We start from the raw sequence: 18,217 nt of genomic DNA, 5'->3' as shown, positions 1-18,217 counted from the left end.
GTTGCAAAGATATGAATAAAGGTCGATATTGAGAAACAAACGAGAAACAAAATTGCACCGAAAAAGAACCAATCAACTGAAAAGAAAGAAAACAACTGAAAACATTAAGCACCCTATAATTAACTGTAAATAAGCGGTTTTATTTGCACTTGTTTGGCTCTTGTTTTCATTTTAGGGCTTTACTTTATAAATCTGGTAAATCTAGATGAAGGACATGTAATGTCGATATATGATTGGTTCTCGAAAGTAGAAATAATTCCAATAGAAACGAATGAAGAGTCGGTTATGGGATATCCTATTATGAAAATGTTAGTCGATAATGAACAGTTCTATTTTTCAACTCATAAGGGTAATGCTATATGGCAATTTGATTCGAATGGACGTTTTATTAAAAAGATAAATCATTATGGTGCTGGTCCTCACGAGTATTCTGAACTTTCAGATTTTAGATTCAATCGTTTTACTGGCGACCTTGAGATTTTATGTACTTGGGGATATATTAATGTGTACGGACATTCGGGTGATGTTTTCAAAAAACGAATATCATTTGATAAGAAATACATCAATGTATTGCATAATTTTATAGAATTATCACAAGACAAGTACCTTCTGTTTTCTGCATCTAGAAAGGGAAATAAAATGTTGTGGTATGATATCGCAAACGATAGTGTGATAGCAGAAAATTATGATTTACCGGAATTTTTGTTTTTCAATACACCTTATCATCATACTTATACGCCTTTTTATGTATTTGATGATACAGTCCATTTTGTTCAGGCTGGTGATGGCGAAGTTTTTATGATAGATACTGTTGGCGGAATGAGACCAAAATATAATTTTGATTTTGGTAAATATAACTTTGATATATCTGCTCTGAAAGAAGAATCTGTGGAATTTTATGTTCGTCATAGTCATTCAATTGGTGCAAAATATGCTAATCGATTTCTTGCCTATGGAGAAAATTCTAACTATTATATAAGTCGATTTAGTTTTCAAAAGGGCATACAACACTTGTTGATGAATAAAAAGGATAATAGTGTTGTAACTTTTGGAAGAACAAAAGAAAAGTGTTTATTCATGCCTGTTTATATGGATGAAACTTTTTTGTATTTTTTTGCTAGTCCACAAGAGTTACAAGTTGCTATTAACCCTGAAATTTTATCGGATGAAGACCGAAAGATTTTTAATTCGGTGAATCCTAATGATAATCTGGTAGTGATAAAATGTAAATTCAAATAATATTTGTATGAAATGGACGTTTATAATATGTATCACCATATCAATTATTGTATTAACAAGTTTAATTGTTATTTATTATCAGATGCAGGTGATGGGGAAGCAGATGAGTAGCAGTGATAATTCTGAAAAATGGATGGAAAGAATGTATATGGAGAATAATATATATGAATCTATTCGGAATAATGATTGTGTACTCATTGTTCCAAATGTAGCTAAGGAAAGACCCTTATTAGTCTGTTATTATTCTTGTTTGTCTTGTGGTACTTGTGTTAATTTTGCTATGAATAAGATTGATGAATATTTCCTTGATTCAGAATCAAATCCTCAAATTATATTCATTGCTTCTGACTTTAATGAAAAAACTAATTTCAAAAGGCGGAATACTATGAGGTTAAGTAGCCGGAATATGGAAATACCCATAAATGAGTCAACAGCTGTTTGCTATTTCATTTTGCAGAATGATTCTGTGAGACATTTTTTTATTCCGGAGAAGGCATTTGAAAATTATACAGATATCTATTTGAAAGGGATAAAAAAGAAGTTTTTTGAGATAAAACAGATTAAATAAGAAGAGGAATAATCTTTGTTTCCGGGATATTATGTTGATTGTTCTTGTATCTTGAATTCAATCGGTAGTTATCATAGAAATGTGTAGGATATCAGAAAATATATTGAAAAGAACCAAGGCTTTGAAACCCATATTCAAGAAGTCCAGTAAAGTATTATTGGTAGTTCTCTTATTGTTCCAAGGTTACGTATTAGCACGATTGTATTTATTTGCTTCGTGTGTGATACCCACATATTCGATGGCTCCGACTTTGCTTGGAGGTGACTATATTATTACTTCTTTGCAAATCCCAGGACGTAGGATATGGGGGGAAGATGGTTCTGGAAGGTCGGTAATTCATAGGGAGAAAGGGGTACGCGGAATTCGCAAAAACGATATAGTCGTTTTTAACTTTCCTTATTCTTCTAATGCGAATAAGATGAAACTTGAATCGAAACTGTATTATTGTAAACGTTGTGTGGGTGTTCCGGGGGAGATTTATGAATGGAAACGGCATTTGAAAAAGTTTCATGTATATCTTCCCTGTTCGGGTGATGAACTATCGATTGATTCGTTGAATTATAATGATTACCGTAAATGTATAGAGTATGAGACTGGGAATCGGTTGAAATGTTTGGGGAATGTAATTTTACTCGGTGATTCGGTTATTCATACTTATCGCTTTTGCCGGAATTACTATTTTATGCGTGGTGACAATGCTACTGATTCTTACGATTCCCGTTTTTGGGGGATTTTGCCGGAAGATTTTATTTTAGGAGTCGGTCAGTTTATTTGGTTTTCTCGTGATAAGAAAAGTGGAAAACTCCGATGGAAGCGGATGTTGAGACGGATTTGAAACGGAATTATGGTGAAGAAATGAGAACGCAAGTATTCATTATTATGATAACGAGCAAATATTTATAGAGGTTATTGAAATCTTCTGTTTTTGATGGATTTCATAATTGACAAATGGATTGGAAGAAAGGAATGGATGATTACAGTTCTTAGTTCTTATTGTTTTCTGTCACAGGATGATGAATATGAATGTTTGTTATTGGATAAAGAACATAAGATTCGCCAATTTGGCAACTATCCGATTTGATTTGTTGAAGAAAGAGGAGGGTAAGGCTAATGGTTTTGTATATAATAAGTTGACTGTTTTCAAAGCCTGGCGGGGAGATGTTTGTTTCTTTTTATGTATGTATAAAAATGGTGCGAATTTATGAACGACATGGTAGATTGGCAATTTCCTGCCTGAACTATGTTTATGAACACGGTGAAAGCGAAGCGTTATGAAAATACATTTAATTATGAAATATTGTTTTTTAGGACTTTTGATATTGTTACTTACGTCCTGTAAGGGGGCTAAAAACAGGGAACAGTTAACCGTATTACTGAAAGAATGGGAGCAGAGGGAAATTTTATTTCCTTCACATGCTGTTTTTACTGTCCAGGGTAAGGATACGGTTGGTTTTCTTCGGAAAAGTCGATATAAGGTGTTGGTCTATACCGATTCTGTGGGATGTACCGGATGTAGAATGCGGCTCGCTGATTGGAAGAAGTTCATGTGTCAGGTTGATTCTACTTGTACTGATTCCGTCCAGTTCCTTTTTTTCTTTTTTCCAAAGAAGGGGACAGGGCTTTATCAGACTTTGAGAATGTCTTCGTTTGATAATCCGGTATGTATAGATGAACAGGATAGCCTTAATCTGTTGAACCGTTTTCCAAAGAGAATGGATTTCCAGACTTTTCTTTTAAATGAGGATAATAAAGTTGTTGCTGTCGGCAATCCGGTTTATAATGGTAAGGTCAGGGATTTGTATCTGCAAATTCTTTCGGATGATAAATTTTCTGGAAATAATGATGACAGGCGACAAACTTCTCTGAGAATAACTCCGCCGGTACTGGATATGGGAGTTTTTCCGTGGAAGGAGAGACAGGCAAGGAGCCTGAATATCCGGAATACGGGGAACGGTCCGTTGGTAATTAATGACGTAACTACTTCCTGTGGTTGTATTACGGCGGATTATCCTAAAGAACCGATATTACCGGGTGAGGATGGTACGTTATATATCAGTTATCAGGCAGAACAGCCGGAATATTTCGATAAAACGATTTCTGTCTATTGCAATGTGGGGATTTCTCCTGTGATTGTCAGATTGAGAGGGAATGCGGAAAATAAGATTTAACTGGTTCATGAGGATGATAAGAATACGTTTTTCGCAGATAAGAATATATGCTTCTATGGCTTTGATGTCGATAGGGGTTATCGGGTTATTAAGCACTGTTTGTGCTTATTCGTCTTATATCCCTGCCGGAGATGTATCTTATCAATGGTTATGGTGCGGATGGGCTTCCATTGGTTTTACGATATTGGGATTGTCGGCTCTTTTATTATCGACGAAAGGAGTATATTGCTTTCGTCATTCGGTAACTTGGGGACTTATTTTGATGGGAGGTGTTGAGGCTATTTGGGGGCTACGGCAGATTTACGGTTTTGCTGTTTCCAATCATTCATTATATGCAGTGACTGGTTCTTTTTTTAATCCTGGTCCGTATTCCGGTTATTTGGCATTGGTGTTTCCGGTATGTTTGTACGAATGGTTGCGGCTGAATGCCATAAAACAACGCACATGGGCGGAGTGGACAGGATATTATTTTTCTTTCGGAGTGTTTTTGTTGCTTGTTTGTGTGCTTCCGGCAGGAATGAGCCGTTCGGCGTGGTTGGCGGCTATTGTTTCGGGAATATTTGTCTGTAGTGTACATTATTCGTGGAAAGACTGGTTGGGACGGATTTGGGGAAGGCATCGTGGAAAAATGATGGCCGTTTTTATTTTGCTGTCTGTCTTTTTAATAGCGGGAAGCATAGGTGTTTATCGTTTGAAAGCGGATTCTGCCAAAGGGCGTCTGTTTATGTGGAAGATAAGTAGTTTGGCTGTGGCTAAGAGACCTTTTTCTGCGTATGGTATTGGGAATTTTGCTTATGCTTACGGACAAGAGCAGGAAGCGTATTTTGCGAAAGGCGGTTATGGTGAAGATGAAGAACGTGTGGCAGGTAGTCCGGAATATGCTTTTAATGAATATCTGCAAATAGCCATAGAGTGTGGGGTTCTTGTTCTGGCGCTTGTGCTGACGATAGTGGTAGGTTGTCTGTATTATGGAATCAGGCAGAAACGTATCGGGATTTGTGGTGGGGTTATTTCATTACTTGTTTTCTCTTTTTCCTCTTATCCGATGGAGTATCCTTGTTTTCTCGTTGCGTTTTTTCTTCTTTTAGTGGCATGTCTTTTGGAGCGTTCGCGTAAGTCGGTTCTTTTATTGGCCTTTGCAATTGGGGGGACAGGTATATGGTTGGTACGGTATAATACGTATGATGTTTGTCGGGAATGGGTACAATGTAGGATGTTGTATGGCATTCAGGCGTATAGTAAAGCGGAAGAAGAGTATGGAAAGTTATATCCGTTTTTGAAGAATCGTCCGCGTTTCCTTTTTGAATACGGGCGTTGTCTGCATAACTTAAAAAAATATGATACTTCCAACCGGATATTGAAAGAGGCGGAGAGAGTCTGTTGCGATGCGATGATTTTGAATATTATCGCTAAGAATTACCAGGCGTCAGGAGACTATGGGAAAGCCGAAGAATATTTGATTCGTTCTACTCATCGACTTCCGGGGCGGATTTATCCGTATTATTTGTTGGCGAAACTTTATGCTGAACCGGCATATAGGCAACCTGAAAAGTTGAAACGGGCGGTTGAGATAGTATTGACGAAGGAACCGAAGGTTCAATCGGCAGCAATTCGGGAGATGAGGGAGAAAGTAAAATTATTAGAAGAAAAAACAGAGAATGAGTAATATGAAAGTAGCATTGCTAGGCATTATATGTCTGTTAAGTTGTTGCCAATCGTCTTCTCGCATAGGCAGTTCAATGGCGGTAGTTTCTGATTATATTGATGTCGTTCGGGATACATCTTTATTTTCAAATCCTCGCGTTTTTATGTTAGAGCAGAAAGAGCAGTCGTTGATTACGTCTATAGACCATGTTATTGAACATGATAGCGTGTATTGTATTCTGGATAAGAGAGCTAATCAAGTTTTGTTTTATACGCATAACGGAGAGTTGATGCATACCATTAAGTCGGTAGGAAATGGTCCGGGCGAGTATATACGGCTCATGGATATGGCTTTTGATTCGACTTCTTCACAATTGGTATTATTGGCTTATCCGTCTGTTTTGCTATATTATGATTTAAGTGGAAAATATATCAGGACAATGCGTCTGGACAGTAAGGTAAGCTTTCATTCTTTAGCCATAGATGAGGAATACATTTATTTATCAAAACCGACTTTTTATAACGACAAACTGGAGGAGACTTCTATCACTGTTGTGAATAAGCGGCATCCTGATGAAATGTATGATATTCTTGAACCTCTTACTGAAATCGCTCCTTATTGCCATTTCCGGGGACGTACATTGACGGGAGGAACAACGCCTGTTTTTACTCGTAAGTTTGATAATCATATTTATGGACTGAAAGGGAAGGAGATATTCTCAAAAGCTGATATAGATTGGGGTGGTTATGAATTTCCGGGAAATATGAAAGAGCATAAATTCTCATGTGTAGAGTTATTAAGATACTGTTTGGAAAATAAATATGTATGTGCAATCTCAAATGTTGTTGAATCTGAATCTTTTATACTGTTTTCAACCAATCTTGCCGGAATATTTATTCTAAATAAAGTTAGTCAGGATATCGTTCATTATGAAACGGTTATGAATGTGGATTATGGCATTCCGATGCCAAACTATATGTTTGTGGAAAGTGGTAACAATCGGATTTTCTTTGTTTATCCCGCTTATGAACTTTTTAAGATGAAAGAGAATTTGAAAAATAATCCGGAAAAGCGCAAGAGATGTCCGGAGAAATGCCTTTCTTTATTGGAACAAATAACGGAAGAGTCTAATCCGGTGATATTTAGCTATGATTTTGGAAAGAAATGAGAAAATGGCGTAAGGGGAAACAAAACGGAGGTAATTGGGAACATATGATTTAATGGGTGTTGTTAGGGTTGGACTTTATTAAAGATTGATTGTGAAGAAATATATATACGGATATAGTATTGTTGGTGTGTTTGGAGGTTTGTTCACCGACTATTTGAATTCCCTTTTGATTATATATACTGTTAAGTGAAACCGGAATGAGAGATTGTAAGAGAGGATATATGCTGTATTTGTACGTGTTATATTACTCTTTTTAGTTGGAGATATTGGGTGAGATTGATGTATATTTGAAATATTATGATATGAGAAATGATTACATTCTTTTGCGGGTTTGGTTACTTATGGGTTGTTGTTTTGTAATAACAGCTTGCGTTGGTAAGAAAAATGATGCAGAAAAGAAAGAACAGGGAGTAACCACTGCCCTTCCTGATGCAAAAAACGAGGTGACTGTCCAAGTCCTGGAAAGGCGGAGTTTTAGCCATGAGCTGGTAAGCAATGGGAAGGTGAATGCGCGGAATAAGGCGGATTTGCGCTTTGAGACAAGCGAGGTCATTGCTCATATTTATGTGAGAAACGGCGACCGTGTACGTAAAGGGCAAAAGCTGGCGGAGCTGGATAAGTTCCGTTTGGAGCAGAAATTGTCCCAGTCGGAAGATGCGTTGTTGAAAGCCGAGTTGGAGTTGAAAGACGTGTTGATAGGGCAGGGGTATTCTGTGGATGATTTTGGTAAGGTTCCGGCGGAAATAATGAAGATTGCCAGAGTGAAAAGCGGCTATGAACAATCGAAATCCCAATATGAACTGGCTAAAAGGGAGACGGAACATGCCACGCTGGCCGCGCCTTTTGACGGGACGGTGGCTAACCTGTTCTCAAAAAACTATAATCCGGCTAATACGTCTGACGTCTTTTGCACTGTTCTCGGTACCGGGAATATGGAGGCTGAATTTACCGTACTGGAGAATGAGCTCGCTTTTATTAAGAAAGGTGATGAAGTGACGGTTGTCCCTTATGCGGGCGGAAGTTCGTTTGAAGGCAGCGTGTCCGAAATCAATCCGTTGGTGGATGCCAACGGGATGGTAAAGGTGAAGGCTGACGTAGACGGTGAAGGCAAGTTGTTCAGCGGCATGAACGTGAGGGTCAGCATCAGGCGCAACTTGGACGGACAGTTGGTGATTCCCAAGACGGCCGTAGTGTTGCGTTCCGGCAAGCAGGTGGTGTTTACGCTGAAAAAGGGCAAGGCTATGTGGAACTATGTGCATACGGGGTTGGAAAATGCTGCGGAGTATATTGTTTCCGATAAGTCCCGGAGGGGGATTGAGGAAGGGTTGCTGGAAGGGGACACGGTTATCGTAACCGGGAACCTGAATCTGGCGCATGAGGCGGAAGTCAATGTGGACATGAGGACGCTGGCCGACGGACTGTAAACGATAAAAATACATGAAGGCATGATAAAATTTTTGATTCAGCGTCCTATTGCCGTATTGATGGCTTTCACTGCCTGTTTTATTATCGGGCTGGTGACTTATTCCACGTTGCCCGTATCGCTGCTTCCCGATATCGCCATTCCGGAGATTACCATACAGGTGTCTGCCGCCAATACATCCGCCCGCGAACTGGAGAACACGATTGTGAAACCTTTGCGCGGCCAACTGATTCAGGTCTCGACATTGAAGGACATTCATAGCGAGTCGAGAGACGGGGCAGGCGTTATCCGGCTGTCTTTCGATTATGGCACGAATACGGATCTCGCCTTTATCGAGGTGAACGAGAAGATAGACGCTGCGATGAATTTCCTTCCGAAGGAAACGGAACGCCCGAAGGTGATTAAGGCGAGTGCTACGGATATTCCCGTGTTTTACCTGAACCTGACATTGAAGAGCGACAGCGTTTACAGCAGTACGCAGCAGCAGTCTTTTTTGGATTTGTGCGAGTTTGCCGAGTCGGTTATCAAACGGCGGATTGAGCAGTTGCCGGAGGTGGCTATGGTGGATGTGACCGGGATTCTGGAACGCCAGGTACAGGTAGTACCCGATGAGGACAAGTTGGCGATGATGGGTTTTTCCATCGAGGATATCGAGTCGGCCCTGTCATCCAATAATGTGGAGCCGGGCAGCATGACCGTACGTGACGGATATTATGAGTATAACATTAAGTTTTCCACTCTGTTGCGTACGGCGGAGGATGTGGAGGATATCTATCTGCACAAGGGAGACCGTATCGTGCAGTTGAAGGATTTCTGCCGGGTAAGTATCGTTCCCGTGAAGGAGAAGGGTGTGTCTTTGTCGAACGGGAAACGTGCGGTGACGCTGGCGGTTATCAAGCAGGCGGACGAGAACATGGATAAGATGAAGAATTCACTGGTGGGAACCATGAGTTATTTCCAGAGGGTGTATCCGGACATTGATTTCAGTATCAGCCGTAACCAGACGGAATTGTTGGACTATACGATTTCCAACCTCAGGCAGAATCTTTCCCTGGGATTCCTGTTTATCTGCCTGGTGGCGGTCTTGTTTCTGGGTGACGTGAAGTCTCCGCTGGTTATCGGGCTTAGCATGGTGGTTTCCATTGTAATCAGTTTCGTATTTTTCTATCTTTGCAATAGGTCTTTGAATATCATTTCTCTGGCGGGGCTGATTCTGGCTTTGGGAATGATGATTGACAGTTCGATTATCGTGACCGAGAATATCTCGCAATACCGGGAACGGGGATATTCCCTGCGCCGTGCCTGCATTGCGGGGACGGGCGAAGTGGTGACGCCCATGTTGAGTTCTTCCCTGACGACTATCGCCGTATTCGCTCCTTTGATTTTTATGAGCGGCATTGCGGGGGCAATCTTTTACGACCAGGCTTTTGCCGTTACGGTGGGGCTGATGGTGTCTTATTTTACAGGTATCATGCTGCTGCCTGTTCTTTATTTGCTGGTCTACCGCACGGGTGTCCGCACCCGAAGGTGGAGGTGGCTTTCTTTCAGGTTCGATAATCCGGTCAAAGACCATACGTTGGACCGTTTCTATGAGGCGGGAATCGGGTGCGTGTTCCGTCACAAAGCCCTTAGCGTGCTGTTCTGCACGGTTTCCATTCCGCTTTGTGTGTTTTTCTTTTTCTTCATAGATAAGCAGCGGATGCCTGATATCGAAGAGAATGAACTGATTGTCCGGATAGAGTGGAACGAGAATATTCATGTGGATGAGAATAAGGAACGTGTGGACGGGCTGTTCGAAGAACTGGACGGGCGGTCGCTGGAACAGACGGCTTCTGTCGGCAGGCAGGATTTTATCCTGAACCGGGAGAGGGAGCTTTCATCTTCTGAGGCGGAGCTTTATTTCCGGACGGAGACTTCCGGGGAGATTGCTCCTTTGGGGCAGGAGATATACCGGAGGTTGAAAGAGCGTTATCCGCTTGCCGTCGTGTCTTTCTCTCCGCCGGAAACGGTGTTTGAGAAACTGTTTGTGACGGGAGGCCCGGATGTGGTTGCCGAGTTTTATACCCGCAACAGGGCGCAGTCTCCGGAAGCGGAGACGATTCGTGAGGTGGAACGGGAACTGGCAAGGGTAACGGGTATCAATCCGACGGGTATCGCTTTTGAGAACCAGTTGAATTTGTGTATCGATAAAGAGAAGCTTTTGCTTTACCGCGTTTCTTACAATGAGCTTTACCGTGTCCTGAAAACCGCTTTCCGGGAGAACAGCGTGACTATGTTGCGTTCTTATCAGCAGTATCTCCCGATTAATATCGCGGGGAACGAGAAAACCGTGAACCGGGTTTTGCGGGAGACGTTGGTACGGACGCAGCCGGACGGCAAAGGGGAGGTGGAGCATATCCCGCTTTGGGAATTGGTAGGGGTGACTCCTTCCGAGGATTTGAAGAGCATCACTTCCGGACGCAACGGCGAGTTTGTGCCTTTTGATTTTTACGGGGTGCGGGATGCGGACAAGCTGATGCGGGAGGTGAAGCTGACGGCTGAAAATACCGGGGACTGGGATACCGGCTTTTCCGGCAGTTTCTTCTCGAACAGGGAGATGCTGGACGAGCTGGTGGTGATACTCCTGATTTCTTTGTTGCTTATGTATTTTATCCTTGCGGCACAGTTCGAGAGTTTCCTGCAGCCTTTGCTTGTGCTGGCGGAGATTCCCATTGATGTGGCGTTCGCACTGTTGCTGCTCTGGATTTGCGGGCATACTTTGAATCTGATGTCGGCTATCGGGCTTATCGTCACCTGCGGCATTGTAATCAATGACTCTATCCTGAAGCTGGATGCAATCAATGAGTTGCGGAAGGCGGGCGTGCCTTTGCTGGAAGCTATTCATGAGGCCGGGCGCAGGCGTCTGCGTCCTATTATCATGACTTCGCTGACTACGATTTTCGCGATGGTTCCGTTGCTGTTTTCTTCGGATATGGGGTCGGAGCTGCAAAAGCCGTTGTCCATTGCCATGATAGGGACGATGACGATAGGCACGGCGGTGAGCCTGTTTATCATACCGTTGCTTTATTGGTTTATTTATAAGAATGACGAGAAGCGGAGGATTACCGCGGGTTAACACAGATTATTTTTATCGGTTATGAATTATCAGTTATCAGTTAAGTATTGCTTTGTTTGGGCGGCGGTTAGCGTAACCGGCTTTTTTGCCAATGCACAGGAACGTCTGGTGTTGAATCTGGAGCGGACGATTGCTCTGGCTAATGACAGCTCGCTGGAGTCGTTCCGTACGCAGAACATGTATCTGTCCGGTTACTGGGAGTACCGGACGTACCGGGCGAACCGTTTGCCCAGCCTGACGTTGGAGCTTACTCCCGCACAGTATAACCGGGACATAACGAAGCGTTATGATTCGGGTTCCAACCTGGATGTGTATCGTACGCAGCAGTCGTATTATGCGTATGGCGGGTTGAGCGTGAAACAGAATCTTGACTTGACCGGGGGAACGTTTTATTTGGAGTCGAATCTTGCTTATATGCGTAATTTCGGCGACAATAACGTAACTCAGTTGACTAGTGTTCCCATACGAATCGGGTATTCGCAGAGTCTGGTGGGGTACAACTCTTTCAGATGGGAGCGGAAGATTGAACCGTTGAAGTATGAGCGTGTGAAAAAGGAGTTTCTTTATAATGTGGAGAAGGTTTCGGAGACGGCGACGAATTATTTCTTCTCCCTGGCTATGGCGCAGGCGGAATATAAACTGGCGAAGGATAATCTGGCTTCTACGGATACGCTTTACCGCATCGGGCAGCAGCGCCACCGGATAGCCGCTATCTCGCAAGCCGACTTGCTGACGTTGAGGCTGGACCGCGTGAATGCGCAAAACACGTTGCAGAACAAGGCGAGTGACCTGAAAAGGGCGATGTTCTCTCTGGCGTCTTTCCTGAATTTGGATAAGAACACGCAAATCGAGCTGGAGCTTCCTTCCCGTCCGGGGATGATGGAGATTCCGGCGGATGTGGCTTTGAGTTGGGGGAGGCGGAACAATCCGCAGTTGCTGGAATTGAAACAGAATGTGCTGGAAGCGGAACGGAGTGTGGACAAGACGAAGAAGGAGTCTCGTTTCAATGCGAGCGTGAACGCGAGTATCGGGTTTAATCAGGTGGCGGACAATTTCGGCGATGTGTACCATAAGCCGATGCAGCAGGATTTGGTGGCGGTCAGCGTTTCTATCCCGCTGGTAGACTGGGGAGTGCGTAAAGGGAAGTATAACATGGCGCGGAATAATCTGAATGTGGTGAAGATATCGGCGCGGCAGAATGAGATAAGCATCGAGGAGGAGGTTATCATGACCGTGAGCGATTTCAATATCCAGCAGCAGTTGATAACGAGTGCGGAGGAAGCGCTGGATTTGGCCGTGCTTGCTTATAATGAGACGAAGCTGCGTTTTATCATCGGCAAGGCGGACATCAGCAGTCTGACGCTTTCGCTGAACCGGCAGCAGCAGGCGCAGCGGAATTATATTTCCGCTTTGCAGAATTATTGGTTGAATTATTACAAGATACGCAGGCTTACTCTGTTTGATTTTGCTACGGGGCTTTCGCTCTCTGACAGGTTTGATTTCAACGGGGGTGGATTGATAAGGTAGCGGCGGCCGGTGAGGTGGCGGTTGTTTCCGGATATGGACGTATGGATATAAAGAATGGAATTTGATGATGCATGATATGAGTTCTGAGATAAAGAGGCCCGCGTTTGCTTCGGCGTTTACGCTGATTGTCGCTTTTGTTTGTGTGGCTCTGGCGGGGCTGGCGCTTGTCCCGCTGTTACCTGTCAAGCTGAATCCGTCACGGACGTTGCCGGGTTTCAGCATCGGTTTCAGTATGTCCGGGACTTCTTCCCGCGTGGTGGAAATGACTGTAACCAGTAAGCTGGAGGCGATGCTTGCCCGCGTGAAGGGGATTCGGAGCATTTCTTCCGTTTCGGGAAACGGATGGGGGAGAATTAACGTGAGCCTGGACAAGCATACGGATGCGTCGGTGGCGCGTTTCGAGGCTTCCGCGATTATCCGGCAGACGTGGCCGGAGTTGCCGGACGGGGTGAGTTATCCGTATATACAGATGCATAGCCCGGAACAGCAGAGCCGGGGGCCTTTCATGTCGTTTACGATTAATGCGCCTTCTACCCCGATTCTGATTCAGCAGTATGCGGAGGAACATATCAAGGCGCGCCTTGCGCAGCTTTCCGGCGTTTACAAGGTGAACCTCAGCGGGGCCACGCCGATGGAATGGAGGCTGGAATATGACAGCGAGCAGTTACGCACGTTGGGGGTGAGTGTCGATGAGATTCGCCAGGCGGTCCGGCTGCATTACCAGAAGGAGTTTCTGGGCACTTATGATGCGGAGCAGGGGACTTCGGGCAAGCAGTGGATACGTTTGGCTTTGGTTCCTGAACCGGATAACCGGGAGTTTGACGCCAGGCGGATACAGGTGAAGAGCAAGGATGGAAGGATTATCGGTCTGGATGAGCTGGTCAGGGTTTCCCGCATGGAGGAACAGCCGCAGAGTTATTACCGGATTAACGGGCTGAACTCGATTTATCTGTCGATAGTTGCGGACGAGACTGCCAACCAGTTGACGTTGAGCAAGGAGGTGAAAGCGTACATGGATGAAATGCGGTCGTCACTTCCGGCCGGGTATGAGATTCATGCCAGTTATGACGCTACGGAGTTTATCAAGGAGGAGTTGGGCAAGATTTACCTGCGCACGGGCGTGACGGTGGCTATCTTGCTTTTGTTTGTATTGCTGATTACGTTCAGTCCCAAATATCTGTTCCTGATTGTAGTCAGCCTGTCTGTCAACATTGCGATAGCCGTTATTTTTTATTATGCGTTCGGGCTGGAGATGCAATTGTATTCTTTGGCGGGCATCACTGTTTCGCTGAATCTCGTGATTGACAATACGATAGTGATGAGCGACCATTATTTGAGGCGCGGCAACAGGAAGGCGTTTATGTCTGTGCTGGCGGCTACGCTGACGACGATGGGGGCGTTGGTCGTTATCTTTTTCCTGGATGAGAAGATACGGCTCAACTTGCAGGATTTTGCCGCTGTGGTGATTATCAACTTGGGAGTTTCGTTATCGGTGGCTTTATTTTTTGTTCCTTCCCTGATTGATAAGTCCGGTCTGAAACGTCGGAGGGGGATTTCTCTTCCGAAGCCGGGAAGGCGGTTCGGAGGGGGACGCCTTTGTGGAGGGGCATGTTCGGGGATACGCCGGTTTCCGGTTTATTTCAGTCGTTTTTATATGTGGCTGATACGGCTGCTTTGCCGTTGGAGGGTGGCGGTCTGTCTGCTGTTGTTGCTGGCATTCGGCTTGCCGGTGTTCTTGTTGCCGGAGAAGTTGAAGGGAGAGGACAGGTGGGCGGAGGCATACAATAAGACGTTGGGAACTTCTGCTTATAAGGAGAAGGTAAAGCCGGTTGTGGACAGGGTGTTGGGCGGGAGCTTGCGGTTGTTCATACAAAAGGTGTATGAGGGAAGTTATTTCTCGCGGAATGAGGAGGTGGTGCTTCATGCCAACGCGAACTTGCCGAACGGGAGCACGCTTGAACAGATGAATGCGCTGGTGAAACGGATGGAGACTTATTTGAGCGGCTTTAAAGAAATCAAGCAGTTCCAGACGTCTGTGGAGAGCGCCCGAAGGGCGTCTATCCATGTTTATTTTACGAAGGAGCATCAGAAGAGCGGGTTTCCTTATACGTTGAAGGCTGATATGATAAGCAAGGCTCTTCAACTGGGCGGAGGGAGCTGGAGCGTTTACGGGCTGCAGGACCAGGGATTCAGCAACGACGTGCGTGAGAATGCCGGGTCTTTCAGGGTGAAAATGTACGGGTATAATTATGACGAGCTTTATGAATGGGCGGAGAAGCTGAAAGAGAAGCTGTTGTCTCACCGGCGAATCAGGGAGGTGACGATAGGTTCTGACTTTTCATGGTGGAAGGATGATTATATGGAGTTTTATTTCGATTTGGACAAGCGGCGGATGGCGGAGGAAGGAATCGGGGCGGGAGAGTTGTTTTCCGTGATTCGTCCGGTGTACGGGAGGGATATGGACATCGGCTCGGTGTTGACGGAGGAAGGGACGGAGAAGATTAAGCTTTCTTCCCGGCAGTCGGAGGAACGGGATGTGTGGGCGATGCGGTTTTTCCCTTTCCGGGCGGGCGGCAAGGAGTATAAAGTGTCGGAGCTGGCTACTGTCGAGAAGGGGCAGATGCCTCAGGAGGTGGCTAAGGAAAACCAACAGTACCGTTTGTGCCTGCAATATGAGTATATAGGTTCTTCGGAACAGGGGCATCGGTTGTTGAGGAAGGACTTGGAGGAGTTTGATGAGGTTTTGCCGATGGGATATACGGCAAAAGCGGAGGACAACAACTGGTCGTGGGGAGGAAAGGATTACAAGCAGTATCGTTTGCTGCTGATTGTAATCGGCATTATTTTCTTTATTACGAGTATCTTGTTTAACTCGTTGAGGCAACCGTTGGCGATTATCTTTGTGATTCCGGTGTCTTATATCGGAGTGTTTCTGACATTTTACTGGTTCGGGTTGAATTTCGATCAGGGTGGTTTCGCTTCTTTCGTATTGCTTTGCGGCATTACGGTGAATGCGAGTATTTATATTCTGAACGAGTATAATGCCGTACGCAAGCGTTTTCCCCGGCTTTCGGCGTTGAGGGCTTATGTGAAGGCATGGAATACGAAGGTTATACCTATTTTCCTGACGGTGGCTTCTACTATTTTAGGATTCGTGCCTTTTATGGTGGGGACGGAAAGGGAAGGGTTCTGGTTTCCGTTGGCGGCGGGGACTATCGGGGGACTGGTTATGTCCGTTATCGGGGTGTTTCTCTTTTTGCCGGTGCTGACGCTGAAAAGGAAACAGTGTTCCGCGCTCTCTAAAGCTGTGGGTTAAGGGGGCTAAAGCATAGCTTTAGATGGGGTAAAGCTATGCTTTCTGTTATCTTACCAATTGTTTCCTGCATTGCTGCTGTTGATGAGCATTTCTACTTTCTGCCTGTATAGGTTTGCTCCTTCGGCGATGTTTTTTCCCGCATCCGCAGTTCCCATGCCGTAGACTACAATCGGGGTTTGCCACGCCATTCCCGAATGAATCGCACTGGCTTGGTAAGGACGCAAAAGCTCGTCTGTGGTGAAGCGGTTCCGGCCGCCGCTGCGATAGGCGTCATATTCGGAACCGGTGGTTGTCACCACTACCAGCGGTTTGCCTGCAACTGCCGGGGTTTTAGACAGGAAGGTGAAAACTTCGTCCTGCCATTTTTTCAGCAGTGACGGTGCGGCCATCCAGTAGAAAGGAAACTGATAGATGACCGCCGAGGCGTCGGAGATGATTTTACTCCATTCGTCTACATTGAAAGCGAGGTCTTCCGCCAGTTCGTAGAGGTTGAAGACCGCCACCCCTTCAATGTCGCTGACGGCGTCGATTAATGCTTTGTTTGCTTGTGATTCTTTTATGTTGGGGTGTGCCAGCAGAATCACGACTTTTCTTAAATCTTTATTCATATTCAATCGGTTATTTAGGGTGATACAACTGTTATTGTCTTTATTAAGGTTTAAAAATAAGAAAAAGTTCTCGAAAACCGATATCTTAATTAAAAATAAAACAATCCTTTTCTTTGTTTTTGAATTTGTACTTTTGTACTCACGTCCTGTTCGCCGGACGTTGTTTATGGATAATAATATTGCGTATGATAGATTTTACCCGGTTTCCTTCTCCTTGCTATATCATGGAGGAAGAGCTTTTAAGGAAGAACTTGAGTTTGATAAAGAGTGTTGCCGACAGGGCGGGAGTGGAGATTATCCTTGCTTTCAAATCGTTTGCCATGTGGCGCTCTTTCCCCGTGTTTCGGGAGTATATATGCCATTCTACCGCAAGTTCCGTGTATGAGGCACGTCTGGCGCTTGAGGAATTCGGCAGCAAGGCGCATACTTATTCCCCTGCTTATACGGAACAGGATTTTCCGGAAATCATGCGTTGCAGCAGCCATATCACTTTTAATTCCATGACGCAGTTCGGACGTTTTTATCCGATGGTACATGCCGGAGGGGATGCGATATCTTGCGGTATCCGCGTGAATCCTGAATATTCGGAGGTGGAGACGGAGCTTTATAATCCCTGTGCTCCCGGCACACGTTTCGGGATTACGGCGGATTTGTTGCCGGAGGTTTTGCCGCAGGGCATCGAAGGGTTTCATTGCCATTGCCACTGCGAGTCGTCTTCTTTTGAACTGGAACGCACCTTGGAGCATCTGGAAGGTAAGTTCTCCCGCTGGTTTCCGCAACTGAAATGGCTGAATCTGGGGGGCGGGCATTTGATGACCCGCAAGGATTATGATACGGAACATTTGATACGGTTGTTACGGGGATTGAAAGGGCGTTATCCGCATTTGCGGATTATCCTGGAGCCCGGTTCGGCTTTTACATGGCAGACGGGCGTGTTGAGTTCCGAAGTTGTGGATATTGTGGAAAGCCGGGGGATAAAGACTGCCATTCTGAATGTCAGCTTCACTTGCCACATGCCCGATTGTCTGGAAATGCCGTACCAGCCTGCCGTGCGCGGTGCGGAAATGGGGGATGGGGGCGATTTCGTTTATCGTCTGGGAGGAAATTCCTGTCTGAGCGGTGATTATATGGGGTTGTGGAGTTTCGACCATCCTTTGCAAATCGGGGAGCGGATTGTGTTTGAAGATATGATTCATTATACGATGGTGAAGACGAATATGTTTAACGGGATTCATCATCCTGCCATTGCTTTGTGGACAAAAGAGGAAGAGGCGGTGATATATAAGCAATTTTCTTATGAGGATTATCGTGACCGAATGAGTTGATAATCAAAAAGATTATTTTCCGGAGAGGACAAAGTGAGTAGATTTCTGTGAAAAAAGTGTGCAGAATGTTTGCAGGTTTACGGAAAATCCCTACCTTTGCAACCGCAAACGGAAA

The 18,217-nt window shown here is 44.8% G+C and carries 13 protein-coding genes; 12 read left to right on the top strand and 1 reads right to left on the bottom strand.

The features are described from left to right. Window positions 1-153: 153 nt before the first annotated feature. The 11 genes from Q5076_RS16385 to Q5076_RS16335 all read left to right on the top strand — a co-directional run bounded on the left by Q5076_RS16385 (window position 154) and on the right by Q5076_RS16335 (window position 16,169). On the top strand, window positions 154-1,239 hold the full coding sequence (locus Q5076_RS16385; protein WP_303014721.1) for a 6-bladed beta-propeller: 1,086 nt from the start codon (window positions 154-156) through the stop codon (window positions 1,237-1,239). A 7-nt stretch (window positions 1,240-1,246) separates the two neighbouring features. After that, window positions 1,247-1,807 (top strand): hypothetical protein, encoded by a 561-nt coding sequence (locus Q5076_RS16380; RefSeq protein WP_303014720.1) that lies wholly within the window; start codon window positions 1,247-1,249, stop codon window positions 1,805-1,807. A gap of 79 nt (window positions 1,808-1,886) precedes the next feature. Next, a complete protein-coding gene (lepB, locus tag Q5076_RS16375; protein ID WP_303014719.1) occupies window positions 1,887-2,642 on the top strand; it encodes a signal peptidase I in 756 nt (251 codons plus the stop codon). Between the two features lie 93 nt (window positions 2,643-2,735). After that, window positions 2,736-2,888: a hypothetical protein gene (locus tag Q5076_RS16370; protein ID WP_303014718.1), complete on the top strand. Its 153-nt coding sequence runs from the start codon at window positions 2,736-2,738 to the stop codon at window positions 2,886-2,888. A 208-nt stretch (window positions 2,889-3,096) separates the two neighbouring features. After that, window positions 3,097-3,975: a DUF1573 domain-containing protein gene (locus Q5076_RS16365; protein WP_303014716.1), complete on the top strand. Its 879-nt coding sequence runs from the start codon at window positions 3,097-3,099 to the stop codon at window positions 3,973-3,975. Between the two features lie 13 nt (window positions 3,976-3,988). Next, the gene (locus Q5076_RS16360) at window positions 3,989-5,641 is read left to right on the top strand and encodes an O-antigen ligase family protein (RefSeq protein WP_303014715.1); all 1,653 of its coding nucleotides are present in this window, start codon (window positions 3,989-3,991) and stop codon (window positions 5,639-5,641) included. A gap of 1 nt (window position 5,642) precedes the next feature. Continuing rightward, on the top strand, window positions 5,643-6,788 hold the full coding sequence (locus tag Q5076_RS16355) for a 6-bladed beta-propeller (RefSeq protein WP_303014714.1): 1,146 nt from the start codon (window positions 5,643-5,645) through the stop codon (window positions 6,786-6,788). A gap of 302 nt (window positions 6,789-7,090) precedes the next feature. Next, a complete protein-coding gene (locus tag Q5076_RS16350; RefSeq protein ID WP_303014713.1) occupies window positions 7,091-8,212 on the top strand; it encodes an efflux RND transporter periplasmic adaptor subunit in 1,122 nt (373 codons plus the stop codon). A gap of 21 nt (window positions 8,213-8,233) precedes the next feature. Then, window positions 8,234-11,326: an efflux RND transporter permease subunit gene (locus Q5076_RS16345; RefSeq protein ID WP_303014711.1), complete on the top strand. Its 3,093-nt coding sequence runs from the start codon at window positions 8,234-8,236 to the stop codon at window positions 11,324-11,326. A 21-nt stretch (window positions 11,327-11,347) separates the two neighbouring features. Continuing rightward, window positions 11,348-12,853 (top strand): TolC family protein, encoded by a 1,506-nt coding sequence (locus Q5076_RS16340; RefSeq protein WP_303014710.1) that lies wholly within the window; start codon window positions 11,348-11,350, stop codon window positions 12,851-12,853. Window positions 12,854-12,920: 67 nt separating this feature from the next. Next, window positions 12,921-16,169 (top strand): efflux RND transporter permease subunit, encoded by a 3,249-nt coding sequence (locus Q5076_RS16335; protein ID WP_303014723.1) that lies wholly within the window; start codon window positions 12,921-12,923, stop codon window positions 16,167-16,169. A 50-nt stretch (window positions 16,170-16,219) separates the two neighbouring features. Here Q5076_RS16335 and Q5076_RS16330 read toward each other — a convergent pair whose 3' ends face one another. Then, window positions 16,220-16,777, bottom strand: a complete 558-nt coding sequence (locus Q5076_RS16330; RefSeq protein WP_303014707.1) for an NAD(P)H-dependent oxidoreductase — start codon at window positions 16,775-16,777, stop codon at window positions 16,220-16,222. A 185-nt stretch (window positions 16,778-16,962) separates the two neighbouring features. Here Q5076_RS16330 and nspC point away from each other — a divergent pair, with 185 nt between their 5' ends. Beyond that, window positions 16,963-18,102 (top strand): carboxynorspermidine decarboxylase, encoded by a 1,140-nt coding sequence (gene nspC / locus Q5076_RS16325; RefSeq protein ID WP_303014705.1) that lies wholly within the window; start codon window positions 16,963-16,965, stop codon window positions 18,100-18,102. The last annotated feature ends 115 nt before the right edge of the window (window positions 18,103-18,217 follow it).

Origin of the sequence: uncultured Bacteroides sp., from assembly GCF_958445495.1 — a bacterium.
Classification (GTDB): Bacteria; Bacteroidota; Bacteroidia; order Bacteroidales; family Bacteroidaceae; genus Bacteroides.
This window is presented reverse-complemented; position numbering and strand designations above follow the sequence as displayed.

What these genes read in the sequence shown, in the direction of transcription:
- Q5076_RS16380 (WP_303014720.1), top strand. Translation starts at nt 1,247, where the DNA reads ATGAAATGGACGTTTATAATATGTATCACCATATCAATTATTGTATTA.
- lepB (WP_303014719.1), top strand. Translation starts at nt 1,887, where the DNA reads ATGTGTAGGATATCAGAAAATATATTGAAAAGAACCAAGGCTTTGAAA.
- Q5076_RS16370 (WP_303014718.1), top strand. Translation starts at nt 2,736, where the DNA reads ATGGATTTCATAATTGACAAATGGATTGGAAGAAAGGAATGGATGATT.
- Q5076_RS16365 (WP_303014716.1), top strand. Translation starts at nt 3,097, where the DNA reads ATGAAATATTGTTTTTTAGGACTTTTGATATTGTTACTTACGTCCTGT.
- Q5076_RS16360 (WP_303014715.1), top strand. Translation starts at nt 3,989, where the DNA reads ATGATAAGAATACGTTTTTCGCAGATAAGAATATATGCTTCTATGGCT.
- Q5076_RS16355 (WP_303014714.1), top strand. Translation starts at nt 5,643, where the DNA reads ATGAAAGTAGCATTGCTAGGCATTATATGTCTGTTAAGTTGTTGCCAA.
- Q5076_RS16350 (WP_303014713.1), top strand. Translation starts at nt 7,091, where the DNA reads ATGAGAAATGATTACATTCTTTTGCGGGTTTGGTTACTTATGGGTTGT.
- Q5076_RS16345 (WP_303014711.1), top strand. Translation starts at nt 8,234, where the DNA reads ATGATAAAATTTTTGATTCAGCGTCCTATTGCCGTATTGATGGCTTTC.
- Q5076_RS16340 (WP_303014710.1), top strand. Translation starts at nt 11,348, where the DNA reads ATGAATTATCAGTTATCAGTTAAGTATTGCTTTGTTTGGGCGGCGGTT.
- Q5076_RS16335 (WP_303014723.1), top strand. Translation starts at nt 12,921, where the DNA reads ATGCATGATATGAGTTCTGAGATAAAGAGGCCCGCGTTTGCTTCGGCG.
- Q5076_RS16330 (WP_303014707.1), bottom strand. Translation starts at nt 16,777, where the DNA reads ATGAATAAAGATTTAAGAAAAGTCGTGATTCTGCTGGCACACCCCAAC.
- nspC (WP_303014705.1), top strand. Translation starts at nt 16,963, where the DNA reads ATGATAGATTTTACCCGGTTTCCTTCTCCTTGCTATATCATGGAGGAA.